Origin of the sequence: [Clostridium] hylemonae DSM 15053 (assembly GCF_008281175.1) — a bacterium.
GTDB classification, from domain to species: domain Bacteria; phylum Bacillota; class Clostridia; order Lachnospirales; family Lachnospiraceae; genus Extibacter; species Extibacter hylemonae.
The window spans coordinates 3,309,926-3,325,063 of the sequence record NZ_CP036524.1; the positions used below are offsets into that span (position 1 = coordinate 3,309,926).

Annotated in this window: 13 protein-coding genes; all 13 read right to left on the reverse strand. The window is 49.8% G+C overall.

Translation table 11 applies throughout. The features are described from left to right. Positions 1-76: 76 nt before the first annotated feature. A complete protein-coding gene (locus tag LAJLEIBI_RS15585; protein ID WP_006443098.1) occupies positions 77-1,069 on the reverse strand; it encodes a substrate-binding domain-containing protein in 993 nt (330 codons plus the stop codon). Between the two features lie 17 nt (positions 1,070-1,086). Further along, positions 1,087-2,034, reverse strand: a complete 948-nt coding sequence (locus tag LAJLEIBI_RS15590; protein ID WP_006443099.1) for an ABC transporter permease — start codon at positions 2,032-2,034, stop codon at positions 1,087-1,089. Continuing rightward, positions 2,034-3,560, reverse strand: a complete 1,527-nt coding sequence (locus tag LAJLEIBI_RS15595) for a sugar ABC transporter ATP-binding protein (protein WP_040435011.1) — start codon at positions 3,558-3,560, stop codon at positions 2,034-2,036. Before LAJLEIBI_RS15595 ends, LAJLEIBI_RS15590 begins: the two co-directional genes overlap by 1 nt. A 292-nt stretch (positions 3,561-3,852) precedes the next feature. After that, entirely contained in the window at positions 3,853-5,301 is a 1,449-nt protein-coding gene (locus tag LAJLEIBI_RS15600; protein WP_040435013.1) for an ATP-binding cassette domain-containing protein, read from the reverse strand. Continuing rightward, positions 5,276-6,316, reverse strand: a complete 1,041-nt coding sequence (locus tag LAJLEIBI_RS15605) for a sensor histidine kinase (protein WP_006443104.1) — start codon at positions 6,314-6,316, stop codon at positions 5,276-5,278. Before LAJLEIBI_RS15605 ends, LAJLEIBI_RS15600 begins: the two co-directional genes overlap by 26 nt. 13 nt (positions 6,317-6,329) lie before the next feature. Continuing rightward, positions 6,330-7,940 (reverse strand): response regulator transcription factor, encoded by a 1,611-nt coding sequence (locus LAJLEIBI_RS15610; protein ID WP_006443105.1) that lies wholly within the window; start codon positions 7,938-7,940, stop codon positions 6,330-6,332. Positions 7,941-8,168: 228 nt separating this feature from the next. Beyond that, complete coding sequence (locus LAJLEIBI_RS15615) at positions 8,169-8,609, reverse strand: RpiB/LacA/LacB family sugar-phosphate isomerase (RefSeq protein WP_006443106.1); 441 nt, start codon at positions 8,607-8,609, stop codon at positions 8,169-8,171. Between the two features lie 155 nt (positions 8,610-8,764). Next, positions 8,765-10,195 (reverse strand): M20/M25/M40 family metallo-hydrolase, encoded by a 1,431-nt coding sequence (locus LAJLEIBI_RS15620; RefSeq protein WP_006443107.1) that lies wholly within the window; start codon positions 10,193-10,195, stop codon positions 8,765-8,767. 3 nt (positions 10,196-10,198) lie between these two features. Next, complete coding sequence (locus LAJLEIBI_RS15625) at positions 10,199-11,233, reverse strand: 2,5-dihydroxypyridine 5,6-dioxygenase NicX family protein (RefSeq protein ID WP_006443108.1); 1,035 nt, start codon at positions 11,231-11,233, stop codon at positions 10,199-10,201. 28 nt (positions 11,234-11,261) lie between these two features. After that, a complete protein-coding gene (locus tag LAJLEIBI_RS15630; RefSeq protein ID WP_006443109.1) occupies positions 11,262-12,257 on the reverse strand; it encodes an ABC transporter ATP-binding protein in 996 nt (331 codons plus the stop codon). 6 nt (positions 12,258-12,263) lie between these two features. Further along, positions 12,264-13,238: an ABC transporter ATP-binding protein gene (locus LAJLEIBI_RS15635; RefSeq protein WP_006443110.1), complete on the reverse strand. Its 975-nt coding sequence runs from the start codon at positions 13,236-13,238 to the stop codon at positions 12,264-12,266. Beyond that, a complete protein-coding gene (locus LAJLEIBI_RS15640) occupies positions 13,238-14,101 on the reverse strand; it encodes an ABC transporter permease (RefSeq protein WP_040435016.1) in 864 nt (287 codons plus the stop codon). Before LAJLEIBI_RS15640 ends, LAJLEIBI_RS15635 begins: the two co-directional genes overlap by 1 nt. 14 nt (positions 14,102-14,115) lie before the next feature. Continuing rightward, on the reverse strand, positions 14,116-15,132 hold the full coding sequence (locus LAJLEIBI_RS15645) for an ABC transporter permease (protein ID WP_006443112.1): 1,017 nt from the start codon (positions 15,130-15,132) through the stop codon (positions 14,116-14,118). Between the last annotated feature and the right edge of the window lie 6 nt (positions 15,133-15,138).

A 15,138-nucleotide genomic window follows, 5' to 3' on the forward strand; every position in this document is an offset into this window, starting at 1 on the left:
TGGTTGGGAGTTACCCAACCACTTATAATTTTTCTCAGGGCTGATTATGTTTTACCGTCGGATCATCTGTCCGCATCTATTCTGCATAGATCGTATCCAGCAGCTCGTCTACGTTGTCCTTTGTGATCCATTTCATATCAATATAAGATAATTCTTTCTCTGTCACTTTTCCTTCCAGCACATCATATGCCTTCTGCACTGCTTCGCTTCCTTCCAGTCCTGCGTCCTGATATACCGTTCCAAGGAGTGTGCCGTCTTTGACTGCGTTGCAGCCGTCCAGGATCGCATCGACGCCTGTAACGACGATCTTATCTGTCAGGCCTGCTGCCTCCAGCGCCTGGATCGCGCCGAGCGCCATCTCGTCGTTGTGTGCCACGATAGCGTCTATCTTGCCGCTGAATGTCTCCAGCCAGTTCTCTACGAGAGTGAGCGCTTCCTCACGGCTCCAGTTTGCTGTCTGGTCGGCCAGCACGTTGATCTTGCCCTCGTATTTGTCAAGTATATTCTGGTTTCCTTCCAGACGCTGTATCTGTGCGGACTGTCCGATCGGTCCTTCCAGAATGACAACATTTCCTTCTCCGCCGATCTCATCTATGGCATTCTGCATCTCAAGCTCGCCTGCCAGTACATCGTCCGGTCCTACATAATGATAAGGCTCCTCTGTATTGAACAGCATATTCACGCCGACAAGCGGGATCCCCGCGTCGTCACACATCTCTATGGCGGGAAGGATCGCATCCGAGTCCACCGCCGCAACGATGATGACATCGACTTTCTGCGCGATCAGGTTTTCGATCTGTGTGATCTGGTTCTGGGCATCCTGCTGTGCGTCGAGCATGACAAGGTCACAGCCAAGCTCCTCCGCCTTTTTCTCCATACCTTCTGTCATGAGCGTCACGAACTCGGTCATGTAATAGACTGTACAGCCGATCGTATATCCTCCGTCCTTCTTTGACGCCTTCTTATCATCTCCTTTGCTGTCGCTTCCCTCCGTACCTGAGCTGCATCCAAGCAGCAGAGCCGCCGCCATGGCTGCTACGAGTAAAATAGATAACATTCTTTTTTTCATAACTTTCCCTCCTGATATTATTGATTCCGTTTTGAATCGATTAAAATCGCCCCGAGAATAATCAACCCTTTTACGATCTGCTGGTAGAACGAAGACACATTCATAAGATCAAGTCCGTTATTTACGATACCTAACAAGATCGCTCCTACGATCGTTCCCCACAGCCTGCCCCGTCCTCCGGAAAGGCTTGTGCCCCCGATGACAGTCGCGGCGATGGCGTCCAGTTCATAACTTTCACCTGCTGTCGGCAGCCCCGCAGACACACGGGCCGTCAATATAATGGCCGCTATCCCGCAGGCAATGCCGCTTAACACATACACCATCATCTTTATGCGCTTCACATTGATGCCGGATACCATAGCTGCATTTTCATTTCCTCCGACCGCATATACATAACGGCCGAACTTTAACTTTGTGAGCATAACGCTGGCCAGTATAAACACAATAATGAGTATGATCGTCGGCACCGGCACACCAGCGATGCTTCCCTTGCCGATGGCAAGAAATTCCGTCGGAAGGTTCGATATAGGCCGCCCGGTGCTGTATACGTAAGTCATGCCTCTTGCTATCGTCATCATAGACAGTGTCACGACGAACGGCGCCGCATTCCAGTAAGCCACAAAATAACCGTTATAAAGTCCCAGCAGCCCGCCGATGGCGATGGCAATGAGCACGATGAGCGCGATCGGATATTCCTTGTCCCTTAGAAGGCCCGCCGCTATGATTCCGGAAAAGGCCACGATAGAACCGACCGATAAGTCTATCCCACCGGTCAGACATACGATCGTCATCCCGATAGCCAGTATTCCATTGATCGATATCTGCCGCAGCACATTGAGCAGGTTTGTCCCTGTCAAAAAGTTACCCGAGATAAACGATAATATGATCCCAAGCCCGATCACTATAAAAATAAGCATATATGTCTGGATCCAATTCCGGTCAAACTTCTTTGTCATCTCTTTCATTACTGCATTCCTCCTTCATCGACATCCGAAGCGTACATCATGATCTTCTCCTGCGTAGCCTCTTCTCTTGCCAGCTCTCCCTTTTTTCTTCCTTCATAAAATACTACAACACGGTCCGACATCCCAAGGATCTCTGGCATTTCCGATGAGATAAATATGATCGCCTTTCCTTCCTTGGCAAGACTGGCCACGAGCTTGTATATCTCTGTCTTCGCCCCCACGTCGATGCCTCTCGTAGGCTCATCAAAGATGAGAATATCCGGGTCCTGGAGCAGCCATTTCGCAAGCACGATCTTCTGCTGGTTTCCTCCGCTTAACTGCTTGACCATCTGCTGCATGTTCGGCGTCTTAATGTCCAGCTTCTCCTTGTATTCCTCCGCCACCCTGGCGGCCTTTCTCCGGTTGATGGCGCCGATTCGGCCGGAAAGCTTTCCAAGCGACGGAAGCACTATGTTATCGTAGACGCTCATTTCGAGAACGAGGCCGTTTCCCTTCCGGTCCTCCGTCACATAACCGATCCCCTTTGAGATCGCCTTTCCCGGTCTTGGCTTATCCATCTTTTCACCATTGACCCATATTGTGCCGGACGTCGGCTGAGTGATGCCGAACAAAGCATTCATTACCTCTGTCCTGCCGGAGCCCATGAGCCCGGAAAATCCGAGTATCTCTCCCTTTCTAAGCTCAAAGGAAATATCTTCAAACACACCTTCCTGGCTCAGGTTTTCTACCTTCAGCACAACGTCTCCCGCCTCGTTTGAGCGGGCCGGATAGATCTCCGTCAGCTCCCGGTCCACCATCTTGACGACCAGTTCATTTTCATCGATCTCTCCCGCGTCATAAGTACCGATATACTGTCCGTCTCTGAATACGGTTATCTCATCCGCGATCTTAAATACCTCGTCCATCTTATGGGTGATATAGACGATGCATCTTCCTTCCTCCTTAAGCCCCTTTATGATGCGGAACAGTCCTGCAACTTCTCTGTCTGTTATCGTCGCCGAAGGCTCATCCATAATGATAACCTCGGCGTCGTAGGAGAGCGCTTTTGCGATCTCCACCATCTGCATCTGAGACACTGTGAGCTCTTTCATGAGCTTGCCGGGCGGAAGGTCCACTCCTACCTTCTCAAGCAGTACAGCCGCCTCCCGGTTCATCGTCTTATAATCGATCAGTTTTCCTTTACAGAACTCTTTTCCAAGAAACAGATTCTCTGCGATCGTCATGTCCAGAATAGGGCTCAGCTCCTGATGTATCATGGAAATGCCGTGGCTTAGCGCATGCTTCGGTGTGTGAAAGGAGACCTTCTCGCCGTGCAGATAGATGTCTCCTTCGTCTGCCTGATAAATACCTGCAATGATCTTCATCAAGGTTGACTTCCCCGCTCCGTTCTCTCCCATAAGTGCGTGAACTCTGCCTTTTATCAGCCTGAAATTTACATTGGACAGCGCCAGGACCCCCGGGAAGCGTTTCGTGATATTTTTCGCCTCAAGCACAAGTCCGTCCTGCGCTCTTTCCTCATTTTTCATAACCTTTCCTCCCATTTATTCATCACCGTTCACAGGTTCCTCTCGATGACTGCATCGTATCACACTGCCGGCGGGTCTCATACTTACCATCTTCACAATAGGGGGGACAATCTTCAGAAGTTAGATGTTTTATATAATTGTCGTTTTAATTTTGTTATTTTTTTGTCTATATTGTCCATATTCATAATTGCTAAATGTACGACCGCGCTTGATGGATCTTCTGTTACAGGGCAAAAAAATATCCCCGTCCAGCGGGGATATTTTAGTATTAAGCCTTCTTTCCTATGCACATCTACAGCTCCGAGTACAGGAACTCATACGCCTCCTCCTTGCCTATCATCCTGCCGTGCCTCATATACAGTTCCCGTCCCCGGCAGTAGTTCAGTTCTGCTGTGTTGGACGTGATGATAAGGACCGGAATGTTTCTCTTCTCCAGCATATATATCATCTCCCTCGCCGTCTCCCTCGCCTGGATGTCCCCCTCCGCAAAAGGCTGGATACAGACAAGCAGCTGGGGGGAGTAGATGAGCCACCGGCAGTACACGATCCGCTGTACATCCGCCGGGGAGAGCTCTTTTACTTTTTTAGAATACACATCATCGGATATGATTCCTCCGAGCAGCTTGCGGATACTCTTCCTGTATTTCGGGATCATCCACATTCCGCTCACCTTCTGGGACAGCAGGATCTGCAGATTATCCATCGCCGAAAGCTCCTGAAACAGAGAAGCAGTGCCGGGATTGCCCTGCACGACACCGATACGGTCCCGCATCCCTGTCATCATTTTCCCGACCGCTTTCTCACAGCCGCCGATACAGAGCCGTCCGGACACGGCCTCTGTCTCTCCTCTCAAAAATCCGGTCACTTCGTTATAACTTCGCTCGTCTATGCAGAAAAGTTTGACGATCTCTCCCTTCGCAACAGAAAAAGATACATTTCTAAGATAACTTGTTGTGACGTCCTGTATGCTTATGCCTTCACCGGCGCGCTCTTTTGGGCCCCGCTTCCAGTCCTCTGCATTTTTCTCCAGCTCATCGCGGTATAAAATAGTGTGGAGCGTTGTGTAATCACATTCATCCACATCCTTCACCGCGCACGTCTTGCCGTGCTTTACGACAACAACCGTGTCTGTATAGACGAAATTGATATCCTCCAGCGGTTCGATGACGAGACATGACAGTCCCTTTCTGCGGAGCTTCTCAAGCAGGCACCACAGCGCCTTCATCTCCGCGTCACTCAGGCATATGCTGAGGGCTGTCAGAATAATGATCTTCTGTCCGAGCAGATACGCCTTCATGATCTCTATCTGTACTTTCTCAAATACAGTGCGCCGCCCCATCGGCTTTTCCACGTCGATGCAAAGCCCGAATTCCCGGAACAGTTCTGCCGCCTCTTTTCTGTAGCTGCGTCTGTTGACCCAGTGCCCTTTTACCCGGGGGCGCACGAGAAACATATTTTCCTCCATGGACACAGAATCGATAAGGCGGCTCTCCCTTGATATGAGCGCCACCCGCTTTCTGAGCACACTTGACATGTCTTTTTCCGGTACCTTTTCTTCCTCGTAGTACACTCTCCCGTAATCCGCTTTCCGGGCGCCTGTCATAAGCTCAAGAAACATCGTCTTCTCCTGGATATTGTCAAACACACAGTGAATAATCTCACCTTCAAACACCTGCAGTTCTATTCGTTTGAGAAGGGTGCCTTTTCTTATATTTTCAATTCTCAGCCGTTCTTTCTTCATATTCATCACGCCTCAGTCTGGGCAGCATTATTTTTACATCGGTACCGATTCCCGCGACACTGTACACATGCACCCCGTAGTCTTCGCCAAACAACAGCTTTATCCTGCTGTTGACATTCTTCATTGCGATGCCGCCCTTTTTCTTCCGGTCCTCTCCCACATAGCTGACCGCCACTTTCTCAAAGTAACCGTTTATCTTTTCCACCTGCTCCTCCGGCATGCCGACGCCATTGTCGGAGACGGTGATCATCAGCTTTTGTTCCGTCGTGTCTATCTTCACCCGCACGACGCCGCCGTTTACTTTCTTTTCCAGACCGTGGTAGATGGCATTCTCAACAAAGGGCTGGATCGTCAGCTTCGGCAGCCGGAGCTGGAGCACTTCTTCCTCCTTTGGATATGTGATCTGAAGCTTTAATTTCTCCCCGAACCTGTAATGCTGGATCGTAAAATAATTCTCTACATTGTCGATCTCCTCCTCCAGTGTCACAAGCTTGTCCACTCCTGTGATGGAATACCGGAAAAAGATAGACAGCGCTTCTGTCGTCTCAGCCACACTGTCAAGCCCTGCGCAGATGGCGTCGCCCCGGATAGCCTCCAGCGTATTATACAGGAAGTGGGGATTGATCTGATTCTGCAGAGCCAGGTATTCCGCCTGTTTTTTGGACATTTTTATGGCGTCCTGCTTATTAAGCAGATGCCGCACCTTTTTCATCACATCATTCCACTGGGGCATCAGCTCATACTCAGCATCAAACAGCTCCTCATATACCTGGCCGTCAATAAATCTCTGATACAGCCGCCGCATTTCCTGATACGGCTTCAGCAGATACTCCGCCGCCAGATAGACCGACACGAGCAGTACCGTGACCTCGGCCAGGAGGACGGCGCACATGAATCCGGCAGAAACGGTCCCTTCAGAAAATATGATACTTAATATCCCGATATTGACAACGCCCGACAGCAGCAATATAGCTATGACTGCCGCTGTTCTGGCAGAAAGCGCTTTTCTTTTCATCCTCTGCCTCCTTCTAATTGTACAGTCGGCGGAATTCTGTCGGCGTCACTCCCGTCTGCTTCTTAAACAGTCTCGAAAAATATTTGATGTCCGAATATCCGACTGCAAAGGAAATGTCCTCCACCTGCTGCTCTGTGTTCAAAAGCATATTTTTTGCATTTTCGATCCGGATCTCTTTCAGATAATCCGAAAAGTTTTTCCCTGTCTCTTTTTTGAACATGCCGGAAAAATAGGTGGGATTAAATCCGATCTCCCTGCTTACGGTCTCAAGTGTGAGCGGAAGATAATAATTCTCTCCGATAAACTGCCTTGCAAGCCGGATCGGCCTGGATTCCACATACTTTTTCTCCTCGATCCAGTGCATGAGAGAGTGCACCATATACCGCTTCAGATAGCCGGCCGCCTCATGTATCGTGCCGAGCACCTCCAGATGCTTTAATAACTCCGGATACTGGTCCGGTATCTCAATATTATAATTGTGCGTTCCAAAATAAAACAACGTCAGCACTTCCTTGTACACACTTGCAACAAGACGTCCGTCCTTCGCAGGGCTTTCAGAAAGCTTTCGTTCCAGATCATCCATCTCACCGCCAATGCCGTCCAGATCAATGATCTCGATATAGTTCAAAAACCGCTTTTTAAACCCATTGTCCACGATCCTGCCGGCTTTTTCCCTGTAGTCCTCCCCCTGGGGAGCTTTCAGCAGGAAATCCTCACCGTAATAAAATCTCTGCTGTATAGACTGCCCGGCTGTCTCAAAGCTCTCCAGTATCTCCCGGATACTCCCGGTCTCCCGGCCGAGTCCGATATACACCTGCACTTCCTCGAACACATCCTGTAGTCTTAAGATATCCAGCTTCACTTTCTTCAGTTTGCGCGTGATCCTGTGCATTTCCTCCTCAGTCCCGTTGAGTATGCCGTATATATCACCGTCGACCACTCCCGTTACCGCCTCGTTGCACAAACCGTCCAATGCGCACTTTACGATCTCCGTGCCTTTCTGGAGAAGAATCCTTCTCGTATCCGAATCCTCCTTGCGCTTCCCGGGAATGGCCTTAATGATAAAGGTCTGATAACATACATCCTCAAAATGATAATGGTATTCTCCGTTTATCCGTTCCAGAGAATAAAAGCCTCCAAACTTTTCCGGCCGCTTCAACAGGTCCTCGAGAAAGCTTCCCTTCAGCCGTTCCTCATTTTCCTCCAGCCGTTTCTGCATATCCTCCCACTTCTGCGCGTCAAGTATCTCCTCCCGGCATTTCTCGATTATTTTCTCAAGCGTTGCCGTCAGATCTTTTTTACGGATTGGTTTCAGCAGATAATCCTCCACTCCGAAGCGGATCGCGTTCTGCGCATAATCAAACTGGCTGTATCCGCTTATAATGACAATATACATGTCCGGATAGAGCACCTTCGCCTTCTGGATCAGCTCCATGCCGTCACACCCGGGCATACGGATATCTGTGATCATGACATTGACTGTATTGTCCTGCAGAAACTTATATGCGGAGATTCCGTCATTCACCACACCGACAATCTCAAATCCGAACGATTTCCACTCCACCAGATTGACGATCAGCTGGCAAACCTTCTTCTCATCATCCGCGATCAGTACCTTCAGCATACTCCGCACCCTCTCTTTCGTATCGTCTAAAATTCATTCTATTATATCATAATGTTCAGACAATTTAAATGGGGTAAAATGGGGACGGGGATTTTTTCAAAAATCCCCGTCCCCATTTCGTTTTAGGGTGTCCCTATCTGACATACATTCACTATCCCCACACTTCAAAAAAGAACCCGGCAGTCTGCCGGGTTCTCGTACGCTGAACTATTTTTACCAGAGCGGTATCTACCGCGCATTATCATATTCTACAAATGCGTCAACTTTTGGCTGTGAGGAACAGCCAGGCACAAAGTCGTTTGTAAGGAACGCATCTGTCAATTCTTCTCTCAGCTTATTGCCGATGGTGAACGCGCCCATGCAGGCGATGTTGGCATCGTTGCTCAAGCGTGCTCTTTTAGCGGAATATACGTCAGAAAGCAGGGCTGCATACGCGCCTTTGACTTTATTAGCCGCAATGGACACACCGATGCCTGTCCCGCAGATCAGAATGCCTCTGTCATACTCTTTTGAAGCCACAGCCTCTGCTACTTTTACTGCTGTGTTGGCATATATCGGATCTTCGCTTCCAAAATCTGTAATTTCTCCATAGCCCTTTTCTTCCATGAATTTGATCAATTCTTCTTTTGCCTCCTGTGCATTTGGGTCACAGCCGATTGCAATCTTCATCTTAATTCCCTCCTGAATACGATATGATTATTTTTGATTCTAGGGATATTCTAGCATTGTGGCCGGGCTTTGTCTACTTTCGGTTGCTTTCGCATTGAAATTTAACGGCCCAGGGGGCAGCCGGAAACAGGCTGCAGTCACCTGCTCCCTGAAATTTATTGGGAACCTGCGGTGCGCAATACTTCCAAAAGCAGTCTGCACAGCACCCCGAGCCGTTCTGTATACAGAGTTTCCTTCGTCGTATGTATATTTTCCAGATCTGCTCCCAGCACGATTACCTCCATATCCGGATTTTTCTGTTTAAAATAACCGCATTCAAGTCCTGCATGTATCTTCTCCAATGTGAGTTCTTCATTATTTTGCGCCCGGTATATTTCACACACTCTCCGGATCAGTTTACCGTCTCGTTTTGAGTCAAATCCTGGTTCTTTGGATACGCACTTTACATCCAGCCGGCAGCGCGCTGCCTGTTGTTTTATCCCCGTATAGAGCAGGTCCAGATATTCTTTCCGGCTTCCTCTTGCCATAATGGAAAGCTCCACGCATGTCCCTGTGGATATCGTTCCGATGTTGGAGGAGAGATGTATATATCCGCTGCTCCCCGGCTCTGTCTTTACCACGCCGTTTGGAATGCTCTGAACAAAGTCCAGTATCTCCTTCGCGCACTGACGTTCCAGCACCCGGTCCGGCTTTTCGGCCTTCTCAACCGTCAGCACAACATCCTCACCCTCCGCTTCCATAAATGCAAACATCTGCTTTTTTACAGAAGACAGCGTTTCGAGGAATTTGTTTATGCAGTCTGATTTAATGCAGACGGTGCCTGTGCACGAATCGGGTATGACATTTTTCGCTGTTCCCCCTGCGATATGTGCCAGTTCAAAATCTATCCCCAGCAATAGTATATTCTGCAGTATCTTAATCATTTCACGGACTGCGTTAGTCTTTACCCGATGTATGTCAAGGCCGGAATGTCCTCCCGGCAGTCCCTTTAGACATATCCGGTAGGCAGAGTCATACTCGGGCCGCTTATACACCGCTTCCTTTCTTGCCAGGAGACTAAGGCTGGACGCGCAGCCGATGCAGCTGGTTCTTGTGGAGGTCCAGTCAAGTCCTATGAAATACTTATCCTGCACAAAGGATGGGTCGAGACTTCTTGCCCCGCCCATCCCCTCTTCCTCCTCCACAGTGAAGATTCCTCTTACCGGCCCGCAGGCCTCTTCCCCTCTCAGTATTTCCAGAATGAGAGCGGCCCCGATTCCATTGTCCGCGCCAAGCGTAGTCCCTTCTGCCGTTATCCGTCCCTCCTCTTCCACCAGCTGTATGCCGTCCTTAAGAGGATCATAGCCGCGGCCGGGCGTCCCTTTGCATACCATATCAATATGTGCCTGAAGGATCACCCTTGGCACGTGCTCATAGCCTGCGTGGGCCGGCTTGTCAATCACAACATTATTTTTAGAATCACGTACTGTCTTACAGCCATATTTTATCCCAAGCTTCTCGATATATTCCGCTGCCCTCTGCTCATGGAAGGTCGCCCTTGGAATTAAGGCAAGCGCGCGAAACTGCCGGATCACTTCTTCTACCATCTCTTATCTCCCTGTAAGCGCACGGGCAAGTTCTTTGAACTCTTCATCTGTTACCTCGCCGTTATGGAACAATTCCCTGCCGTCTATGATAAGCGTTGCGCCAAGAGCCACACAGTCAGAATGTGACGGTCCCGGCACGCCGTCCGGAGGAACGAGATTCCCCCCTATGCTGCCGAACGCCCATGTAACAGATCCCCACACTCTCTGATCCTGCAGGATATCCCCGGATAAAAGCGCCCCTGGATTGATGCCGATACCCGTGTGGGAGATTCCAAACATCTGAGAATGCTCAAAGCTCTTAAGCCATTTTAAATATGCCTCCGCCTCTTTGCCGCCTGCCACTTCCTTTACGCTTCCATCCACGACCTTGATTCTTACCGGCTCTGAAGGGACGCCGCATACCGGAGCCAGTGCCCCGTCAAATACGAGAGTTCCGTTTACACTCTCAATAAGAGGAGTCCAAGCTATCTGCCCCGGAAGCATATTTGTCCCGGGATTTCCCGCATCACCAAGCTCCTTCAGCACCGGCCTGCCCTGAATATTCTCAAAAGAGATATCCATTCCTTTTTCTGTTGTCATCCGCATACACCGTGCATTTTGAATCTTTTCCGCCAGCTTAAGGCCAAATGCCTGAAGCGCGTCGTATCGTATATTCCCGATACAATGCGCGAGAAGCTCTCCTGTCGCTCCGGTCAGACACATATGTCTGAGCGACGTGTTCTTTTTCATGATCTCACTGTACGCGCCGGAGCCATATATCCACATCTTATTGTATTCTGCCCATGCGTCTGCCTTCAAAAGCAGCGATACCACCGCCTTACCCGGTATCTCCTTATCGGCCGCCACAGCCACACCTCCGGGCGCTTTTATCCAGAGCGTCGCCCACTGTATACCAAGTCTGCCTGCCGCCTCCTCAGTTGCTTCCACCACTTCCCGGTCCGTGAGGGTATCCGCTGTAATAACAAGCAGTTCCCCCTGTTTCATCCGATATAGATCCCTCAATAACTTCTGTGCGATCTGAATCAATTCATTCTGCATAAAATAACACCTCCTTGATCTGTTTTATCTAGTTCTGGGCGGTATCCGCCCGTTCCGCCTGACAATACTTGTGACAGCACACATAATGCCCCCCGCTTACCTCCATCATCTCAGGAAGTTCTTTTGAACAGATATCCATCTTCACCGGACACCGCATATGGAATGCGCATCCGGGCGGAACATTTACCGGACTTGGAATCTCTCCTTTTGATATCACCTTCTCAGGCCGCATCATCTCTTCTTCATCTGTCGCGACCGGTATGGAAGAAAGCAGCATCTGTGTGTATGGATGGAGCGGCTTCTCAAAGAAATCCGCCGCCGGAGCCAGCTCGCACACCTTTCCCAGATATAGGATCGCCACCCTGTCCGCTATATTGCGCATCAGGCTCAGATCATGGGTAATGAACAGATACGACAGATTTCTCTCCTTCTGAAGTTCGATCAGCTTACGGATCACCTTCGCCTGCACCGACACATCCAGCGCACTCGTAGGTTCATCCAGGATCAGCAGAGAGGGATCCGCCGCCATCGCTCTTGCCACAGACGCCAGCTGTCTCTCCCCGCCGCCGATAGAGCGCGGATAGTTCTCACCGAATTCTCTCGGAAGTCCGACCATTTCCAGCAGATCTTCCGCCTTCTCCTCCAGTTCCTTCCCTTCTATCCCTCCGTGAAGCTTTAATGTAAATTCAATACTTTTCTTAACTTTTCTCCGGGGATTCAATGCCGAACTTGGATCCTGGAACACGATCTGAATATTTCCTTTCTGCTCTTTTGTCCGCTTCATCCCTCTGGCTGTCAGATCTTCTCCTCTATATATGATACTGCCGTCCGTCGCCTTGTACATACCTACTACCATATAAGCGATCGTACTCTTACCGGAGCCGGACTCGCCCACAAGCCCAAGCGTCTCACCTTCATATATCTCAAGGTCCACTCCGTCCACCGCCCGCACTACCTTTCCATTCTTAAGCGGAAAATATTTTTTCAGGTTTTTTACCTCTATCGTCTTTTTCTTTTCTTCCATATGCGCTTACCTCCTGAGCATGAAACATGCCGTCTGGTGTCCTTCCTCTACCTCTGTCATCTCCGGTACAGTGTTCCTGCACTCGTCTGTCGCATATTTACAGCGGGGCGAGAATCTGCAGCCGTCCGGCGGATTCAGATAATCAGGTATGCGCCCCTCGATTCCGCTTGATATTCCGTCTCCGGTCAATTTGGGGACACATTCCATCAGCGCCTTTGTATACGGATGCTTTGGATCGTGGAATACCGCTTTGGTCCTGCCATGTTCTACGATCATTCCTGCATACATGATATAGACATATTCTGTCACTTCGCGGATAACTCCTATAGAATGGGATACCATTACCATGGAAAGTCCCTTTTTCTCCACAAGTGAATTCATCAGGCGCAGTATCTGGTCCTGGATGGTCACATCAAGCGCAGTTCCCGGCTCGTCTGCCAGCAGCAGCTTCTTGTCCGCCGCCAGGGAAGCCGCTATACAGACTCTCTGTCTCATACCGCCGGACAGTTGGAACGGATAACTCTTCATAATGCGCTCTGCGTCCGGAAGTGATACTTCATAAAGCGCCTGCACTACCTTATCATACACCTCTTTTCTGCTCACTTTATCTTCAAAAGAGTATCTAAGTCCTGTCACCAGCTGTTTCTCAATTGTAAATACAGGATTTAAGGCGGCCGACGGATCCTGGAATATCATTCCGGCGCCCCTTCTGTGAAACAGGTCGATCTCCGCTCCTGACATCTCCCGGACATCTTTTCCGTCGAAACGTATTTCTCCGTCTTCCACCACTCCTGCCGATGGGAGAATGCCAAGTATGGCCTTAAGGCTTGTCGTCTTCCCGCAGCCGGATTCTCCTACAAGCCCGACTCTTCCTCCTGAAGGCACGTCGATACAGATCCCATTTACAACCTTGCTCCTGCCGCCGTATACTTTATATGAAACTTTCAAATTACGTACCGATAATATATTTTTCTTCTCCATCAGGCTTCCTCCACTGTAAACAACGCACTCACGCCATCCCCGATCAGATTGAATCCCAACACGATGATAATAATGAAAACCGCGGGAAATATAGTGACCCACCACTGTCCCGGAATGTATTTGATACCGTCTGCGATCATATTTCCAAGTGACGGCGCGGGAGGCTGTTCGCCAAGTCCGACGAACCCGAGCGTAGCGCCCATCATAATAACGAGCCCCATATCCACCGTCATCTTAGTCAGCACCGGCGAAATGCAGTTTGGAAGGATTTCTTTTGTCAGGATATGCAGTGCGCCTCCTCCTGTCAGCTCCGCATAGATCACATAATTTTCCGCTCTGAGGGATGATGATATACTGTAGGACAGCCTGGCATACCACGGCCACCACATGATGGTTATGGCTATCATGGCATTCGTCAGATTCGGCCTCAGCACAGATGCGATGGCCAGCGCCAGTACAAGCGGCGGTATAGACAAGAAGATATCTGTCACCCGCATGATGATCACTTCAACAAAGGTTCCTTTCATGTATCCGGCCACCACTCCAAGGATAAATCCCACCGGTACCGATATGACGAGGACAAGAATCCCCATAAGAAGCGCGCTCCTTAAGGATATCAGCAGTCTGCTGAACACATCTCTTCCCATATTGTCCGTCCCAAACAAGTGCTGTGCGCACGGTCCGATATTGGCGTCGGCAAAGTTGACATATGCTCCGTCATGATCTGGATACGGCGCGATCTGCTTTGCAAATACAGCTGCCAGTATGACAACGGCGACTATGATAATACCCACAACGGCGGGTATATTCTTGGACAGCTGGTACCAGACTCTTTTTACACTTTCAAGCTTGCTTTCTTTCATGCTATCACCTCTTTCTACGCCGATGTTCTCTGCTGCATCCGCGGATCCAGCCATGCCACGATCAAGTCTACCAGTACATTAACAAGAATAAATACCAGTCCGAATACGAGCACCACCGCGCAGACTGAATTCAGGTCTTTTTGCAGCATGGCGTTGATCCCGTAGCTTGACAGGCCGTTCCAGTTAAAGATCTGTTCCACAAGAAACGCATTTCCAAAAAGCGATGCAAAGTCAAGTCCCATAATAGCAACAGTCGGTATAATGGACGGCTTGAGCAGAAACCTTGCGTTGATGATCCTTTTCGGCACGCCCTGTGTCACCGCCATGGCGATATAGTCCTTCCCCTTGTTGTCTATCATGCTGGCCCGCGTCATCTTAGCTTCCTGCATCATACATCCGATAGAGAGCGAAAGCGCCGGGAGTATAATATGGCCTGCAGCATCTGCAAATGCCGCCAGATTCCCCGCCAGAAGAGTGTCGATGAGCATAAAGTTCGTAATCACCGGGACGTCAAAGCCCGCGCTCAGACGTCCGCCGATGGATGGCAGGATCGGGATCCAGTACCCGAAGATGAGAAGACCAAATACTGCCATGACAAATGCCGGGGTGGCAACTCCTATGTAGCCGATGATCTTGATGAGGATGTCAGGCCACCGGTTGTGGAAGGCCGCGCAGATCACCCCGATCACCTGCCCCAGAATAATCTGAAGCAGGCCGGCAAGAAGAACAAGCTCCAGCGTGGCGGGCAGAAATTCTTTCAAGTCCTGGGTGACCGGCCGTCTTGTCACAAGCGACTCTCCCAGATCTCCGCTTACAAGATCCTTAAGCCAGTATCCATACTGGACCGGCAGAGCTTCGTTATAATGCATCTCCTCCCGGTACGCTGCCACCGTCTCTTCTGAAGCCTTCGGCCCAAGAGCTACACGGGCAGGATCACCGGGAACAATGCGCAGAATACAGAAAATGATGATGGAAAGACCCAGGAGCACAAATATTGACCAGAGTAATCTTTTTATAATAGTTTTTGCCATAACATA

Bases quoted from the DNA above. Each gene is read 5' to 3' on its own strand.
- LAJLEIBI_RS15585 (WP_006443098.1), bottom strand. From the start codon at position 1,069: ATGAAAAAAAGAATGTTATCTATTTTACTCGTAGCAGCCATGGCGGCG.
- LAJLEIBI_RS15590 (WP_006443099.1), bottom strand. From the start codon at position 2,034: ATGAAAGAGATGACAAAGAAGTTTGACCGGAATTGGATCCAGACATAT.
- LAJLEIBI_RS15595 (WP_040435011.1), bottom strand. From the start codon at position 3,560: ATGAAAAATGAGGAAAGAGCGCAGGACGGACTTGTGCTTGAGGCGAAA.
- LAJLEIBI_RS15600 (WP_040435013.1), bottom strand. From the start codon at position 5,301: ATGAAGAAAGAACGGCTGAGAATTGAAAATATAAGAAAAGGCACCCTT.
- LAJLEIBI_RS15605 (WP_006443104.1), bottom strand. From the start codon at position 6,316: ATGAAAAGAAAAGCGCTTTCTGCCAGAACAGCGGCAGTCATAGCTATA.
- LAJLEIBI_RS15610 (WP_006443105.1), bottom strand. From the start codon at position 7,940: ATGCTGAAGGTACTGATCGCGGATGATGAGAAGAAGGTTTGCCAGCTG.
- LAJLEIBI_RS15615 (WP_006443106.1), bottom strand. From the start codon at position 8,609: ATGAAGATTGCAATCGGCTGTGACCCAAATGCACAGGAGGCAAAAGAA.
- LAJLEIBI_RS15620 (WP_006443107.1), bottom strand. From the start codon at position 10,195: ATGGTAGAAGAAGTGATCCGGCAGTTTCGCGCGCTTGCCTTAATTCCA.
- LAJLEIBI_RS15625 (WP_006443108.1), bottom strand. From the start codon at position 11,233: ATGCAGAATGAATTGATTCAGATCGCACAGAAGTTATTGAGGGATCTA.
- LAJLEIBI_RS15630 (WP_006443109.1), bottom strand. From the start codon at position 12,257: ATGGAAGAAAAGAAAAAGACGATAGAGGTAAAAAACCTGAAAAAATAT.
- LAJLEIBI_RS15635 (WP_006443110.1), bottom strand. From the start codon at position 13,238: ATGGAGAAGAAAAATATATTATCGGTACGTAATTTGAAAGTTTCATAT.
- LAJLEIBI_RS15640 (WP_040435016.1), bottom strand. From the start codon at position 14,101: ATGAAAGAAAGCAAGCTTGAAAGTGTAAAAAGAGTCTGGTACCAGCTG.
- LAJLEIBI_RS15645 (WP_006443112.1), bottom strand. From the start codon at position 15,132: ATGGCAAAAACTATTATAAAAAGATTACTCTGGTCAATATTTGTGCTC.